Origin of the sequence: Rhodococcus sp. MTM3W5.2 (assembly GCF_001984015.1) — a bacterium.
In the GTDB taxonomy this organism is placed as follows: Bacteria; Actinomycetota; Actinomycetes; order Mycobacteriales; family Mycobacteriaceae; genus Rhodococcus_G; species Rhodococcus_G oryzae.
In genome coordinates this window covers 4,724,833-4,740,121 of record NZ_CP019572.1, presented here as the reverse complement: position 1 = coordinate 4,740,121, position 15,289 = coordinate 4,724,833, and the positions used below count along the sequence as shown (strand labels likewise).

13 protein-coding genes and 2 pseudogenes are annotated in these 15,289 nt (G+C 70.4%); 9 read left to right on the top strand and 6 right to left on the bottom strand.

What is annotated here, in order from left to right:
- Positions 1-14: 14 nt before the first annotated feature.
- A complete protein-coding gene (locus BTZ20_RS21520) occupies positions 15-428 on the top strand; it encodes a cold-shock protein (protein WP_077043890.1) in 414 nt (137 codons plus the stop codon).
- 67 nt (positions 429-495) lie between these two features.
- Here the strand turns inward: BTZ20_RS21520 and BTZ20_RS21515 are convergent, their stop codons facing one another.
- Genes BTZ20_RS21515 through BTZ20_RS21505 form a run of 3 tightly spaced genes read right to left on the bottom strand, consistent with a single transcriptional unit; the run spans position 496 to position 3,504 of the window.
- Positions 496-978: a DUF2771 domain-containing protein gene (locus tag BTZ20_RS21515; RefSeq protein ID WP_077042755.1), complete on the bottom strand. Its 483-nt coding sequence runs from the start codon at positions 976-978 to the stop codon at positions 496-498.
- Positions 975-2,645: an MFS transporter gene (locus tag BTZ20_RS21510; protein WP_077042754.1), complete on the bottom strand. Its 1,671-nt coding sequence runs from the start codon at positions 2,643-2,645 to the stop codon at positions 975-977. The genes BTZ20_RS21515 and BTZ20_RS21510 overlap by 4 nt, the downstream gene beginning before the upstream one ends.
- A gap of 58 nt (positions 2,646-2,703) precedes the next feature.
- The gene (locus tag BTZ20_RS21505; RefSeq protein WP_077042753.1) at positions 2,704-3,504 is read right to left on the bottom strand and encodes a glutaminyl-peptide cyclotransferase; all 801 of its coding nucleotides are present in this window, start codon (positions 3,502-3,504) and stop codon (positions 2,704-2,706) included.
- A gap of 41 nt (positions 3,505-3,545) precedes the next feature.
- Between BTZ20_RS21505 and BTZ20_RS21500 the strand changes: the two genes are divergently transcribed.
- From BTZ20_RS21500 to BTZ20_RS21485, 4 genes and pseudogenes are all read left to right on the top strand, one after another.
- Positions 3,546-4,508, top strand: a complete 963-nt coding sequence (locus BTZ20_RS21500) for a DUF3027 domain-containing protein (RefSeq protein ID WP_083742783.1) — start codon at positions 3,546-3,548, stop codon at positions 4,506-4,508.
- Between the two features lie 182 nt (positions 4,509-4,690).
- Positions 4,691-7,346 (top strand): annotated as a pseudogene (locus tag BTZ20_RS21495) (ATP-binding protein).
- On the top strand, positions 7,336-7,899 hold the full coding sequence (locus BTZ20_RS21490) for a phosphatase PAP2 family protein (RefSeq protein WP_077042751.1): 564 nt from the start codon (positions 7,336-7,338) through the stop codon (positions 7,897-7,899). Before BTZ20_RS21495 ends, BTZ20_RS21490 begins: the two are co-directional and overlap by 11 nt.
- A 48-nt stretch (positions 7,900-7,947) precedes the next feature.
- Positions 7,948-9,873, top strand: coding sequence for a YhgE/Pip domain-containing protein (locus BTZ20_RS21485; RefSeq protein WP_077042750.1), 1,926 nt, complete (start codon positions 7,948-7,950; stop codon positions 9,871-9,873).
- A gap of 6 nt (positions 9,874-9,879) precedes the next feature.
- Here the strand turns inward: BTZ20_RS21485 and BTZ20_RS21480 are convergent, their stop codons facing one another.
- Positions 9,880-10,128, bottom strand: coding sequence for a DUF2530 domain-containing protein (locus BTZ20_RS21480; protein ID WP_077042749.1), 249 nt, complete (start codon positions 10,126-10,128; stop codon positions 9,880-9,882).
- Between the two features lie 79 nt (positions 10,129-10,207).
- Here BTZ20_RS21480 and BTZ20_RS21475 point away from each other — a divergent pair, with 79 nt between their 5' ends.
- Both BTZ20_RS21475 and BTZ20_RS21470 read left to right on the top strand, forming a co-directional pair.
- Positions 10,208-11,662: an NCS2 family permease gene (locus BTZ20_RS21475; RefSeq protein WP_077042748.1), complete on the top strand. Its 1,455-nt coding sequence runs from the start codon at positions 10,208-10,210 to the stop codon at positions 11,660-11,662.
- A 34-nt stretch (positions 11,663-11,696) separates the two neighbouring features.
- Entirely contained in the window at positions 11,697-12,128 is a 432-nt protein-coding gene (locus BTZ20_RS21470) for a MarR family winged helix-turn-helix transcriptional regulator (RefSeq protein ID WP_077042747.1), read from the top strand.
- A gap of 72 nt (positions 12,129-12,200) precedes the next feature.
- Here BTZ20_RS21470 and BTZ20_RS21465 read toward each other — a convergent pair whose 3' ends face one another.
- Positions 12,201-13,403: a GNAT family N-acetyltransferase gene (locus tag BTZ20_RS21465; RefSeq protein ID WP_077042746.1), complete on the bottom strand. Its 1,203-nt coding sequence runs from the start codon at positions 13,401-13,403 to the stop codon at positions 12,201-12,203.
- Between the two features lie 57 nt (positions 13,404-13,460).
- On the opposite strand from BTZ20_RS21465, the pseudogene BTZ20_RS21460 reads away from it, so the two are divergent.
- Positions 13,461-14,266 (top strand): annotated as a pseudogene (locus BTZ20_RS21460) (TrmH family RNA methyltransferase).
- Positions 14,263-14,538 carry a DUF2537 domain-containing protein gene (locus BTZ20_RS21455; protein WP_077042745.1) on the top strand — a complete coding sequence of 92 codons (276 nt, stop codon included), beginning with the start codon at positions 14,263-14,265 and terminating at the stop codon, positions 14,536-14,538. The pseudogene BTZ20_RS21460 and the gene BTZ20_RS21455 overlap by 4 nt, the downstream one beginning before the upstream one ends.
- Positions 14,539-14,545: 7 nt before the next feature.
- On the opposite strand, the gene BTZ20_RS21450 is transcribed toward BTZ20_RS21455, so the two are convergent.
- Positions 14,546-15,280, bottom strand: a complete 735-nt coding sequence (locus BTZ20_RS21450; protein ID WP_077043889.1) for a DUF6928 family protein — start codon at positions 15,278-15,280, stop codon at positions 14,546-14,548.
- Between the last annotated feature and the right edge of the window lie 9 nt (positions 15,281-15,289).

Genomic DNA, 15,289 nt, shown 5'->3' with positions numbered 1-15,289 from the left:
AGCAGGTGAACGCAGTGCCTACCGGCAAGGTCAAGTGGTACGACGTTGAAAAGGGCTTCGGCTTCCTCTCCCAGGAAGAGGGGGAGGACGTCTACGTCCGTTCGTCTGCGCTGCCCGACGGTGTCGAGGGGCTGAAGGCGGGCCAGCGCGTCGAGTTCGGGATGGCCGCGGGACGTCGTGGTCCGCAGGCGCTGAGCCTCAAGGTGCTCGATCCGGCGCCGTCGATCCGGCAGAGCGGTGGCGCCCGCAAGGACGACACGGCGCGCAAGCACACGCCCGACGAGCTGCACGGCATGGTCGAGGACATGATCACGCTGCTCGAGGCCAAGGTGCAGCCCGACCTGCGCAAGGGCAAGTACCCGGACCGCAAGACCGCGCAGCGCATCTCCGAGGTCGTGCGCGCCGTCGCCCGCGAGCTCGACAGCTAGCCGCACGCGACACCAACGCCGAGGGGCACCGTCACGAGACGGTGCCCCTCGGCGTTGCTGTACCCGATCAGGCGGTCTTGATGGCCCACGTCGCGTGCACCAGCGGCAGGCCCTGCTCGTTGACGACGGCCGACGGCTGCTGGATCTCGATGCCGTTGAGCTGCATGCCCTCCGGCGTCTCGACGGTGATCGCGAGGGACTCACCCGGCGAGTGGTACCGCTCGTCGACGCCAACCCGGCCGTCGTCGAGCTGGTAGACCATCACCACTCGCCACAGCCCGTCGGCGATGTCGCCGGGCAGGGAGATCTGCAGCGGCTTGCCGCGAGGGACCTGGAGCTCGGCGACGGGGCTCTCGACGCAGTCCTCCAGATAGAGGTTGCAGTACTGGGTCGGCTCCACCACGAGGGACTTGCCGCCCGCGAACGCGGTGACCGTCGGCGGCTCCTCGTCGGCTCCCCGCACCAGCGCGGTCACGACGGCCGCGAACCCGGCGAGCGCGATCAGCAGCCCAAGGGTCCCTATGAGGACGATCTTCTTTGTCTTGGTCACGACGTTCGGTTCCCTGCGTTCGCGGAGATCGGTCGAGTGATCTCCTGGTTGGCCACATTCGGGCGTTTGCCACCGAGGCCGGGGAGCAGCGTCGAACCCCGGTAGGTGAGGAAGGTCTGGGCCAGGCCGAGCACGAGCAGCACCGACACCACGGAGAATCCGATCCAGTACTCGGTTGGCAGCAGCACGCCGAGCGCCCCACCGATGACCCAGCTCAGCTGCAGGACGGTCTCCGAGCGCCCGAAGCCGGAGGCGATGGACTCCTCGGGCAGGTCGTGTTGCAGCGAGGCGTCCAGCGACACCTTGGCCAGCGCACTCGCACCCGACGCGACCAGGGTGGCGAGCGCCGCGGTGAGCAGGCTGTCGGTGAGGGCGGCAATGATCGCGATCGCGGTGACGGCGGCCGTGCAGCGCAGCACGATCACCGACGGTCTGCCGAGCTTGAGCCGCGCACCGGTGGCGTTGCCCGCGAAGTTGCCGATCGCGGCCGCGGCGCCCACCAGGGCCAGCATGGCGGCCTGCGCCATCGGCTCGTGCTCGGTGCGGGACTTCGCGACGAAGGCGATGTAGAGCGTCAGGAACCCGGTCAACACCCTGATCGTGCTGTTACCCCAGAGACCCGTGATGACAGCGCGGCCGAGCGGCTGGCGCCGCTTGCTCGCCTTCGCCGCCTCGCCCACGTCCTTGCCGATCGGCTCGGTGCGCGCGTCGTCGCCGTGATAGGTCAGGGTGGCGGGCACCTCGCCCTCCGTGACCTCCACCCATGCCGGGATCCGCATGCTCAGGTACGCGCCGAGTGCGGCGACCGCGGCGGCGAACCACAACGGTCCCGAGGACGACCTGACGATGAGCGCGAGCGCGCCTGCCACCGCCCCCGCGCCGATGGTGCCGCCGATCAGTCCGAAGACCGTCAATCGGGAGTTCACCCGGACCAGGTCGATCTCCGGCGGCAGCACGCGCGGGGTGACGGCGCTCTTGAGCACCGAGAAGGATTTGCTCAGCACCATCATCGCGAGCGCGGCCGGATACAGGCCCCAGCTGTCGAAGTTGAAGACCAGCACGACCGCCAGCACGGTGCGCAGCGCGAACGAGGACGCCAGCGCGAGCCGGCGTCCGTGCTGCAGCCGGTCGAGCATCGGGCCGATCAGCGGGGCGATGACCGCGAACGGGGCGATGGTGATCAGCAGGTACAGCGCGACCTTCGTCTTGTCCTCGCCGGTGGCTGCCGAGAAGAACAGCGTGTTCGCCAGCGCGACCGCGATGGCGGCGTCGGTGGCGAAGTTCGCCATCACCGCATAGGTCAGCGCGGTCAGTCCCGACTTCTCGGCGCCGTCGGCCTTGGCCGCCCGGTGGAACGTGGCGATGCCCCGGTTCGTCAGTTCGCGGCTGCGCATCGCCGCCACCCGGGTGACGGTGAGCTTGCGGGGGATCGGTGGCGGCTTCGGCGAGGAACCCTGCCGGGTTTCACTCGAGGAGCCCTGCCGGGTTTCACCGGAGGAACCCTGTCGGGTGTCACCAACGGGATGCAGCGGGGGCAGCGGCGCGCGGCGGGCCGAGGTCCGGCGCGTCGGCGGATAGTTCTCGAATCCCGGATGGCCCTGGCCCGGTCCGAGGTCGTCGGATGCCCGACTCCCGTCGGGATCGTTGGGCACGCGTGGTCCGGTCACGGGTCAATTCTGTCCTAGATGGGCGACAAAGGACCACACGCCTCGCCCGTCGCGGGTGTCAGGGGACGAAGCGGACCTCGAACAGGCGTGGGTAGTACTTGCCCGTGATCAGGAATCGGTCGGTGCCCGGCACTTCCGCGATCCCGTTGAGCACGTCCACCGAGCGGCTCTCCTCGTCCGTGAGCAGGCCCGACGCGTCGATCACCGCGGTGATCCGGCCGGAGTCCGGGTCGATCCGCACGATCTGCTGGGTCTGCCACACGTTCGCGTAAACCGCTGTGTCCCCGACGCATTCGAGTTCGTTCAGTCGGTCCTGCGGTTGCCCGTCGAGCGTGACCGCCACGGTGCCGCGCGGCTCGAAGGTGACCGGGTCGCGGAAGGTGAGGGTGTCCGAGCCGTCGCTCATCACGAGGCGGTCCGACTGCGCGCACAGGCCCCAGCCCTCGCCCTCGTACCTAGTGCGGGAGCGCTCGGCGAGGGTGTCGCGATCGCGCGCGATCGCCACGCCGTCACGCCAGGTGATCTGCCAGACGGTGTCGCCCGCGACGGTGATGCCCTCGCCGAACATCTGCTCGGGCACCGGCACCCGGAGGCGCTCCACGCCGGTTTCCAGCGAGGCGGCCCGCAGGTCCGACCGTCCGGCCATTCCGGTGCCCTCGAGCAGTTCGCCGTCGGAGACCTCGAGGCCCTGGGTGAAGGCTCCCCGGTCGTGTGGCCGCTCGCCCACGACCTCGACGCGAAGTCGCTCGACGCGGTCCGCGTCCGGTTCCGTGCCGGAATTCGTGGCCGCGTTCGCGCAGCCGGTGAGCATCAAGGCGGCCACAACGGCCGCGATCTGGGGTAGCCGTCGCCCGGTCATCGGACCAGCATTGCAGCCCGTTGCGCCGATGATTTGCTGCGATACGGCAAAATGGGGGTGTGAGTGCCCAATCTGCCCCCGAGCTTGCCCCCGTGCGCCCCGTCCTCGCCGATGCGGTGGACCTGGCCCGTCAGGCGTTGATCGACCTCGGCGAGGGGGAAGTCGGTGCACACCTGGGAGTCACCTCCGAGGGCGAGTGCGCCGCCACCCATCGGTTCGCCGCGCAGCTGCCCGGTTACCGCGGCTGGCAGTGGGCGGTGGTTCTCGCGGCCGACCCGGAGTCCGACCACGCGACCGTCAGTGAGCTGGCCCTGCTGCCCGGTCCTGACGCGCTGACCGCGCCCGACTGGCTTCCGTGGGATGAGCGGATCCGCCCAGGCGACCTCTCGCCGGGCGACCTGCTGGCCCCGCTGCCCGGCGACCCGCGGCTGGTGCCCGGTTACGTGGCGACCGGCGACCCCGCGGTCGACGAGGTGGCGCTCGAGGTCGGGCTCGGCCGCAAGCAGGTCATGAGTCTCGAGGGCCGACTGGACGCCGCGGAGCGTTGGCGCGACGGCGACTACGGTCCCGACTCCGAGATGGCGAAGGCCGCGCCGTCCACCTGCGAGCTGTGCGGGTTCTACCTGCCGCTGTCCGGTTCGCTGAAGGTGGCGTTCGGGGTGTGTGGCAACGAGATGGCCGCCGACGGTCACGTCGTGTACGCCGAGTACGGCTGCGGCGCCCACTCGGACACCACGTTGCCCACCGGCGCGGGTAGCCCGCAGTTCGACGCCTACGACGACGGCGCGGTGGAAATGGTCGCGTTGCCGGAACCGAAGGTGGAAGCTCCGGCAGACGAGGCACCCACGGACGAAGCGCCCGCGGACGAGGCGCCCGCAGTCGAGGTGCCCGCGGACGAGGCGCCCGCGGACGAGGCGCCCACAGTCGAGGTGCCCGCGGACGAGGTGCCCGCGGACGAGGCGCCGACCTCCGACGCCGCCGGGGAACCGGCATCGACGGACTGACGGTCGCCGATCCCTTCGGCGCCGATGCGCTGAGGGAATCGACGCTGCTCGCGTGGCGTTCCTCGCCGACCAGGCTCCGCGAGGATGCCGCAACCGAGGCCGACCTCGCGGCCGCGGGGTACCGCGACCGATTGCTGACCGAGCTGGCCCAGAACGCCGCGGACGCCGCCGCCAGGGCCGGAGTGCCGGGAGCGATGCGGATCACGCTCGACGGCACCCGACTGCACGTCGCGAACACCGGTACCCCCTCGATCAGTCGGGGGTACAGGCCCTGTCCGCGCTGCGGGTCTCGGGCAAGGACACCGACGGCGCCCCGGTGGTCGGCAGGTTCGGGGTCGGATTCACCGCCGTGCTGTCGGTGAGCGACGAGGTCGAGGTGCGGTCCAGGACCGGCTCGATCGCCTTCTCCGCCGAGCGGACCCGCGACGAACTCCGCGCCGCCGGGTTGGACGAACCTGAGCGGGGCGTGCCCGTGCTGCGGTTGGTGTGGCCCACCGAGGCGGCGCCCGCCGCTGGTTTCGACTCGGAGGTGGTGCTGGCGCTGCGGCCGGGGGTGGACGGGGAGGAGCTGCTGCGGCAGCTGGCCGACGACGCCCCAGACCTGCTGCTGGAGCTGCCCGCGCTGGCGTCGATCGAGCTCGCCGACCAGACCTTCACCCGATTCGAGCGGCCGCTCGCCGACGGGCTGACAGAGCTCCGCGTTGAGATCGCCCCGCAGGATCCGGCAGGCGAGCGCACCTGGTGGCAGTACTCGGCGGGGCAGTCCGCTCGCTGGGCGGTGCCGGTCAGCGACGGACGGGTCCGTCCGGTCTCGGCCGATGTGCTGCGCGCGCCGACCCGGTCGGACGAGGAGCTGTCGCTGCCCGCGATCCTGATCGCGGACGCGGCGCTGCAGCCCGACCGCAGGCGTCTGATGCCGGGTGCCGCCCTCGAGCATCTGGCCGAGGGATATGCCGATTTCGTTGCGGCGCTTCCTGAGTCGCAACGACTGCGGCTGGTGCCGCTGCCCGGATTCGCGCGCGGTGAGGTGGATGCGGTGCTGCGCGAGGCGGTACTGCGGGAGCTGACCGGCAACGCCTGGCTGCCGGGCGCCGACGGGCTGGCGCTGGTGCCGGGATCCGCTGTCGTGCTGCCGGGGCTGTCGGCAGAGCTGGTCGATCTGCTGCAGGACGTGATCCCCGGGCTGCTCGGTCCCGGGCTGTCCACCGAGCGCGAGGCCCAGGCGCTGTCCGCCGTCGGGGTGCACCGCATCGGGCTGGCGCACCTGACCGAGCTGCTCGCCGAGATCCATCGCGAACCGGGTTGGTGGGGAAGGCTTTACGCGGCGTTGGAGCCGCTGGTCGTGGACTCGGTCGCCGCGGAAGAGCTCGCCGCCATCCCGGTGCCGCTGACGGACGGGCGCACGGTGACCGGCCCGCGAACCGTCGTGCTCGGCCACGACCTCGGGGCGCTCGGTCACGGCGTCGACGCGCACGGGGTCCATTGGATCCGGCTGGTGCATCCCGATGCCGCCCACCGGCTGCTCGGCCGGCTAGGGCGGGCAGCGCATCCGCGCTCGACGTTCTCGCCGACCCCGCCCTGCGGTCGGCGATCGAGGACATCGATCTCGACGATCCCACCGCCGCAAGTGAACTCGTCGAACCGGTACTGTCGCTGTCCGCGGTCGCCGCCGCGGCGGGCGACCTGCCCGGCTGGCTCGGCCAACTGCCCCTGCCGGATGCGGACGGAACGCTGCGCGCCGCGGACGAGTTGCTGCTGCCGGGCGCGCCGCTCGCCCGCGTGCTCGCGGCGGACTCGCCGTTCGGAACCGTGTCGTCCGAGTTGGTCGAGCGGTTCGGCGAGGCAGCGCTGCGCGGCGTCGGGGTCGGCTGGGGATTCACCGTGCTCCGGGCGGACCTGCCGACCGGACCCGAGCAGGACCTCGACGACGAGGACGCCTGGTGGTCGACGCTCGAGGAGGATCCGGAGGTGCTGCTCGCCGTCCGTGACCTCGATCTCGTGGACTCCGGCGCCTGGCAGGAGGCGCTCGGCCTGCTGGCCGGTGAGCCCGCGACCGCGGCGCTGCTCTCCGACCGGACCGGGTACACCGCCTGGTGGTTGCGCAGGCACGGGCTCCTCGGCGGGGTTCAGCTGGGGGCGATGCGCCTGCCCGACGATCACACCTTCGAGGGGCTGCTCGACGTGTTCGAGCACCCGGACGCCCCGGCGTTGTCGGGGGTCGTGGCCGCAGACCGGGTCGACGGTGTCGAGATGGCGGAATTGCTGCTGGACCGGCTCGCCGACCGCGACAGGGATCCGGGCCCCGCAGTGGTGGCGCGTGCGCACCGGCTGCTGGCGGAGGCGACCGCGTCGGGGATCCTCGATCTCGACGAGCTCTCGCCACCCGCGGCGGTCCGGACGCTGTCCGGGCAACTGGCCGACCCGGCGGAGGCCGTCGTGCTGGACCGGCCCTGGCTGGCGGCGGCCGTGCCGCCGGAACTGCTGGTGGTCGGTGACCTGCCGAGCGCGGCCGGGCTGGCCGAGCTGCTCGACCTGCCGCCCGCGTCCGAGGCGATCCGCGGCGAGGTGCTCGGCGCAGGCCGCCGCGTCAGCGCCTGGGACCGCGAGCCCGCCGCGGTGCTCGCCCATATCGCGCTCGGCCTGCCACTGCCCGAGGGCACCCTGGTGGTGCACGACCGCCTGACCGTTCGGCTCAGCGGCGCGGTGCGGGGCGACGTCGAACTGCCGTGGTGGGTGGACGAGGAGGGGCGCACGCACTGCACGGAGCGCGGGTTGTTGGCCGGAGCGGAGCCCGCGGAGCGACAGGATCTCGAAAGGGGCCGGCCGGATGCCGATTGACCAGGCGGTGCTGGATTTCATGGTCGGGATCCGGACCCCCTGGCTCACCGACGTCGTCATGGTGATCACGAATCTCGGTGGCACGGTGGCCTCGTGGGTGATCACCTCGGTGATCGTGCTCGCGCTGCTGGCGCGACGGCATCGGGCGGAGGCGCTGCTGGTCGGCGGCGCGATGTTCACCGGCCAGCTGGTGATGTCCCTGCTCAAGCTCGCATTCGGCCGGGAACGACCGCCGGAACCGGAACGGTTGGTGGTCGAGCTGACCCATTCGTTCCCGTCAGGGCACGCGATGATGTCGTCGATCCTGGTGTGCGTCGTTGCGGCGGTGATCGTCCGGATCGGGGGGCCGCGCTGGAACACCCCCGTTGTGTTCGTGGGGCTGGGCCTGTGGACGCTGGCGGTCGGGCTCTCCCGGGTCTACCTGGGCGCGCACTGGCTCACGGACGTGATCGCAGGCTGGCTCTTCGGCGCGGCCTGGGCGGGTCTGTGGATCTGGGCGATTGTTAAATCTTCGCGAAACTCTGCCAATGGAGCGCCGTCTTCCCTAAGGTGACCGCTTTGGACGATCGTCCAGCTTTGCGGTCACGAGAAGAGGTCACCCATGGCGGCAGCAGCCACCCCTGGCGTTCCCGACCAGCCCACGCGGCGGATCCACCTGAGCCGTGGGGTGCTCGCCGCGATCGTGATCGCCCCGCTGGCGCTGATCGGCTTCTACATGTGGGCGTTGTGGAACCCCGGTGACACCCTCGACCGGCTGCCCGTCGCGATCGTCAACAACGACGCGGGCGCGGACATGGACGGGACCCGGCTCGAGGCGGGCAAGGAGGTGGCCGCCTCGCTGGTCGAGAGCGGCGACGTCGCCTGGCAGGAGGTGGACCTGGAGCAGGCCACCGAGGGCGTCGAGGACGGGGAGTACTACTTCTCGCTGGTGATCCCGCAGGACTTCAGCGCCGACATCGCGAGTGCCGGGACGCCCGACGCGCAGAAGGCGCGGCTCGAGGTCGTCTACAACGACCACAACAGCCTGGTCGCGACGCCGGTCGGCGAGGGCCTGATGGCGCAGGTGCGTTCCGCGGTCTCCGAGTCGATCGGCGAACAGTCGGTGGATCAGGTGCTCGTCGGGCTCGGTGACGTGGGCAAGGGGCTCGAGGAGGCCGCCTCGGGCGCTCGCCAGCTCTCGGCCGGTACCGGGGAGGCGTTGTCGGGCACCACCCAGCTCGCCGACGGCAGCGTCGAGCTCTCCTCGGGCCTGAGTGAGGCGTACGCGGGCAGCGGGGAGCTCTCCGCGGGCGCCTCGGAGCTGGCCGCGGGCAGCGATGAGGCAGCGGCGGGCGCGGCCGAACTGAACAGCGGACTCTCGCAGCTGGTCTCGGGCACCGACGAGCTGGGCGCGGGCGCCAAGCAGATCAGCGAGGTGATCGACACGGTGGTCGGTCCGCTCGTCGACACCATGGTCGCCGCCGGGCTCCCGACCGGCGACGAGGATGTGGCGGGTCAGCTCAAGCAGCTGCAGGCGGGCGCGCGGGAGCTCGCCTTCCAGCTCTCGGACCCGGCGGCGGACTACAGGGGCGGGCTTCAGTCCGCGGCCGCGGGTGCCGGCGAACTGTCGGGCGGGCTGGGTCAACTGGCCGACGGCGCGCACCAGCTCGACGCGGGCGCGGCCGAGCTGAACTCCGGACTTGGACAGCTCGACGCGGGCGGCGTGCAGCTGCGCGACGGCCTCGGTGAGCTCCAGGTCGGCGTCGGACAGCTCGACGACGGCAGCGCGGAGCTCGCCAAGGGTCTCGCCGACGGCGCGGCGCAGGTGCCTGCGTTCACGCCGGACGAGCGCAAGGCCACAGCCGCGATGCTCGCATCGCCGGTGAGCCTGAGCCCCAAGAACATCAACGTCGCGGCCGGTTTCGGTCCGGGTGCCGTGCCGGTGGTGATGTCCGTTGCGTTGTTCCTGCTCGGGATCCTCATCTGGTTCGTGGTCAGGCCGACCAGGCGCGACGGGCTCCGGCGCTACCGGATGCCGGCCGCGATCATGGCCGGCGGCGCCGTGCTGGCCTCGATCGCCGCGATCACCCTGACGGGCGCGGAGCCGCCAAGCGTGGTGATGATGGTCGCGGTGATGCTGCTGATCGGCGCGGCGGCCCTCGCCCTCGCCCGGATGTTGACCGTCGTCTTCGGCGCCGTCAACGGCACCTTCATCGCGCTGGGTCTGTTGATGGTCCAGCTGTTCTCGTTCGGCGGCGTGTTCCCGATCGAGCAGATGCCGCAGCCGTTCCGGTGGCTTCAGGCGCTGATGCCGCTCACCTACGCGAGGAACGCTCTCCGGATGACGCTGAGCGGCTACTACGGTCCGAGGTTCTGGTTCGCGGTCCTGGTACTGCTGGCGCTGGTGGCCGCCGCCGTGGCGGTGACACTCTGGTGGCGCAGGCGAACGGAGGATCCCGTCGCGGGTGAGGAGTATCACGACGAGTACGACGAGCTGGAGGAGTTCGAGGCAGGGGACGACCCGACGATGGAGCCGAGCCGGGTCTAGGCCCGGTCAGCTCAGGCCGCGCTGCGCGCCCTTGCTGCCGCGGCGCGCGGCGGCCCGCTGCACGAGGAACAGCGTGAATCCGAGTGCGCCGACGGCCAATCCGGCCAGACAGATCGGCAGCGCCGCGTGCCAGCGCTCACCCGAGGCGAGCACCACCGCGGTGGTGACCAGCCAGGCGAGTGTGCCGATCGTCACCACCGGACGCGGATCGGTGAGCCTGCGAGGGATCAACGGGTCATCGCGGGTCTCGGTCACATAATTAAGCTACCCGTTCCCCTTTGCCCTAACCTCCCAGGTGCGACGCGCACCTTCGGCGATTGGGACATTGGACGCTATGGCTGGAACCTCGAGGCTCCTGGACAACTACTTCAAGATCACGGAACGTGGTTCCACGGTCAGCAACGAGGTCCGCGGCGGCCTGGTCACCTTCGTGGCGATGGCATACATCGTCGTGCTCAACCCGCTGATCCTCGGCAGCTTCTCGCCTGACGACGCGGCCGCGAAGACGGACGTGCTCGGCAACATCCTGCCGGTCACTCAGGTGGCGGCGGTAACGGCGCTCGTCGCCGGTGTCATGAGCATCGCGTTCGGCATCATCGCGAACTACCCCTTCGGCATCGCCGCCGGCCTCGGCATCAACGCGCTGCTCGCGGTGACGATCGCGCCGCAGGTCACCTGGCCGGAGGCGATGGGCCTGGTGGTGATCGACGGCATCATCATCGTGGTGTTGGCGATCTCGGGCTTCCGGACCGCGGTGTTCAACGCGGTCCCCGACGCGCTCAAGTCGGCCATCGTCGCGGGTATCGGCATGTTCATCGCGTTCATCGGATTCGTCGACGCCGGCTTCGTCCGCCGCATTCCCGACGTCGCGGGCACGAGCGTTCCTGTCGGCTTGGGTATCAGCGGCTCCATCTCCACCTGGCCGACGGTCATCTTCGTCTTCGGCGTGCTGCTGATGGGAATCCTGGTGGCGCGCAAGGTCCGCGGTGGCCTGCTCATCGGCATCGTGGTGACGACGGTGCTGGCCGCGGTCATCGAGGCGATCTGGCATGTCGGCCCCTCGAAGGGGGTGAACCCGAGCGGCTGGAACCTCAGTGTCCCGACGATGCCGGACGTGCTCGCGCAGATGCCGGATCTGAGCCTGGTCGGCGACGTCAACCTGTTCGGGGCCTTCACCCGGATCGGCGTGCTGGCCGCCAGCCTGCTGGTCTTCACCCTGGTGCTGGCCAACTTCTTCGACGCGATGGGCACCATGACCGGCCTCGGCAAGGAGGCCGGACTCGCCGATGAGCACGGCAATCTGCCCGGGATCGGGAAGGCCTTCGTCGTGGAGGGTGCAGGCGCGATCGTCGGCGGCGGCGCGTCCGCCTCCTCGAACACGGTGTTCGTCGAATCCGCCTCCGGCATCGCGGAGGGCGCCCGCACAGGGCTTTCCAACGTGGTCACCGGACTGTTGTTCCTCGCCGCGATGTTCCTGACCCCGCTGTATTCCGTGGTGCCGATCGAGGCCGCGGCGCCCGCCCTCGTGATCGTCGGCGCGCTGATGATCGGCCAGGTCCGGGACATCGATTTCACCAAGTTCGACATCGCGCTGCCCGCGTTCCTGACCATGGTCGTGATGCCCTTCACCTACTCGATCGCGAACGGCATCGGCGTCGGCTTCATCGCCTGGGTCGTGATCGGTGCGTTCAGCGGCAAGATCAAGCAGATCCACCCGCTGTTGTGGGTGGTCGCGGGCCTGTTCGTGGCCTATTTCGCGGTCGGGCCCATCACGGATGCGATTACCTGAACCGCTTGTCAGGTAGTGCCGTATCCTCCGGAGGGTGACATTGGATACTCGCACTCTGGCCAGTGATCTCTCGTTGGCCGTCGTGCGTCTGACGCGGCATCTCCGCGGGCGGCGCACCGACTCTCAGGTGTCGTTGACGCAGCTGTCGGCGCTTGCCAGCCTCTCCGCGGACGGGCCGATGACGCCGGGTGCGCTTGCGGCCAAGGAGCGGGTGCAGCCGCCGTCGATGACCCGGGTCATCGCTTCGCTCGCGGACCTGGGCCTGGTCGTGCGGACCCCGCACCCCACCGATGGCCGTCAGATCATCGTGTCCCTATCGGACTCCGGTCAGGCCCTGGTGACAGACGAGACCAGCGCCAGGGAGAAGTGGATGAACGATCGTCTGGCAGCGCTCGACGACTCGCAGATCGCCGTGCTTCGCGAGTCGGTCGAGATCATCAGTTCGATGGTCAGCGACTCGGAATAGGGCCTTCGGTCGCTCCGGAGGCTCCGCTCCTGTCCTGTTGGTCGCTCCGCAGGCTCCGCTCCTGCCCCAGCCTCAGAAGTGCCAGCCGGCGAACGGTTCCCGGTCGGCACGGAAGGCCAGATCCAGCAGGTCCAGGACCGCCTCGTCGCTCGTCCACAGCCGCCCGGCCCGAGCGAACGAGCGCGCCCGGTGGCCGCCGAGGTACAGGCTGCCGAGTACGTCGAGATCGAGACGGGCCTGCGGGGGAGCATCGGTTCGGGTGACCGTGGCCCGGCCGTCCACCACGCGCAGTGAGAAATTGCCGCCCGCGTCGAGGAACGGGTCGTGAATCTCGAGGATCACGTCCAGGTCGACGGCGAAGGTGCGCGCGGTGAGCGCGGCAGGCACGTCCATGATGCGCACCCAGACGGCGTCGTCCCGCGAGGTCACCCGCGGCAGCCGGGCGTCGGTCAGCAGCCACGGCAGCGGGTCGTCCGCGGCCTGATCGACCCGGATCTCGCTCATCAGGTCCATGCCCGCGAGCACCCGCCACAACGCCGCATACGACTCGTCGGTCGCGGCGACGAGGTCATCGACCACCGCGACCATCCCGCCAGGGGTCTGCTTGCGACGATAGGTCGCGTAGCCGTCCGCGTGCACCAGGTAGAACAGGGCGGAGGCGCCGTCGCGGCGGTGCTCGAGATCGGCGAACATCCGGTCCCAGAACACCTTCGGCCGGGCCAGGGCCCCGGGAGTGCGCGCCTGCCAACGGTCGTAGATCGCAGGTAGTGCCGCGCGGGCGTCGGCGGGTGGCACCAGGGCCACCCCGCCCGGATCCGCTGCTGTGTCACGGATCCGGGCCGAACGCCGGTCGACCGACACCGCGAGCTCGCTGGTCGCGGGACCGTAGCCGAAGCGGCCGTAGATGGTGGCCTCGGTGGCGGTGAGGATCGACAACGGTGCTCCCGCCGCGACGAACCGCCGGTGCTGTTCGGTGAACAGCGCGCGCAGGATGCCGCGCCTGCGGTGGGTCGGCGCGACCGAGACCCAGGAAACCCCCGGCAGATCCAACTGGGTACCGCCGGGGACGGTGATCCGCATCGCGAAGTGCATCACCACCGCGACGGGCCTGTCGTCGTCGGTGGCCAGGATGACATCCTCCGTCCGGGCGAACCGCCTGGTGAAGGCCATGTCCTCGTCGGTGGGGTGGAAACCGAACGCGTGCGCATCGAGCAGCGCGACCGCGTCCCAGTCCGTCTCCGTTGCCGTCCTGATCGCGATCGCCCTCTCGGTCATCCTTCGAGGGTGGCACAGATTTGTAGGTGGCACTGTTGTGTACGGCAGGATGGCTGTGTGGTTCACGTAATCGATATCGACGATCCGGCCGACACCCGCCTGGACGACTTCCGCGACCTGAACTCGTCGGATCGGCGCCCGGATCTGCCGGAGGGCAAGGGTCTGGTGATCGCCGAGGGCGTGCTGGTGGCCCAGCGGTTGCTCGCCTCCCGGTTCGAGCCGATCAGTCTGCTGGGTGTGGATCGGCGGCTCAGCGAACTGGCCGACGATCTCGAGGGCGTCGACGTGCCGTTCTACCGGACCTCCGCCGATGTGATGGCCGAGGTGGTCGGATTCCATCTCAACCGTGGCGTGCTGGCCGCCGCACACCGCCCACCCCCGCTGGAGCTGCAGGAGGTGCTGCGCGGTGCGCGTACCGTCGCGGTGCTCGAGGGCGTCAACGATCACGAGAACATCGGCTCGATGTTCCGCAATGCCGCGGGACTCGGTGTTGACGCCGTCCTCTTCGGCGGTAGCACCGCCGACCCGCTGTACCGGCGGGCTGTGCGGGTGTCGATGGGGCACGTGCTGCGGGTGCCGTTCGCGCGGGTGCCGGAGTGGCCGCGCGGGTTGCATGTGCTCAGGGACAACGGATTTCAACTGATCTCCCTGACTCCGAATCCGTCCGCGGTGACGCTGGCCGAGGCGATGACGGGGGACAAGGTGGCGCTGCTGCTCGGGGCCGAGGGCCGGGCCTGTCGGAGTACGCGATGCGCAACACCGATGTGCGCGCGCGGATCCCGATGGCGCCGGGAACCGATTCACTGAACGTGGCGACCGCGGCCGCGATGGCGTTCTACGAACGGGTCAGGACGGCCGGATGAGTGGTCCGGTCGGCGCCCGCACACCGTGGGCCACCGGCCTGTTGGTGTCGGGTTTCGCGGCCGTGCTCACCGGCATCGGGGTGGCCGCCTGCGGGGCGGCGATGGCGGCGGTGCACCCGCTGCTGGCGCTGGTGGTGAACGTGCTGGTCGCGGTCGGTGTGGCGCCGACGCTGTGGCAGTGGCGGACGGTGCCGGTGTGGCGCTGGGCGGTGCTCGGTGCCGTGGTGGGAGTCGTCGCCGGGTGGATCGCCTTGCTGGCCGGGGCCGGCTGACCTCGGGTCAGCCGAAGCCGAACCCGAACCACTGGCGGATCCCGCGGAAGAGTCCGACCCGGGGCGCACTGTCGGGCTTCCCGGAGAGGATCGCGGGCGGCGCCTCGCCCTCCTTGTAGATCGCGAATCCGCAGACCCCGACGATGGCGGGGTCGATCTCGCCGTCGCGGACGGGCCCGGTGTAGCGAAACCCGAGCCACTCGGCGTTGGCCGCCTCGGCGAACTCGCCGGGATGGAACGGCAGCGCCTGCGGGTCGGGCAGCGCCTCCGCCGGGTAGGCCATAGGATGTTCCCCGGCCCAGAACCCTCGCTCCCACACCAGCGGCAATCCGAAGTCCTCGTAGATGTGCACCGGCGTCGCGCTGAACGAGCGGCGCAGTGCCCCGCGTTCCCAGTACGCGAAAGACGCCCAGGCGGTGTCCGGTTCGGTACACATCAGATAGGTACGCTCGGAAGCCAGTGGGCGAGTCCAGGATTCATCGAGTTTCGACGGCTCGTGCACCGTGAGGTTCGATCCGCACACCACGGTGAGCCCCGGATAACTGCCGACGTAGACCACGCCGGGTGGCACCCCGGCCGAGGTGGCGAGGAGGCCGGGTTCGAGTGGCGTGACGATCATTTCGGGATAGAGCTTGCCGACCAGCGCGTGTGCCGCCTCGGCGTCGGGCTCGGGATGATCGCGGAGGACGGCCATGGGGTCGGGGGCGTCGACGTACCAGATAGTTGATGCTTTGGCCCCCACAGCCTGCAC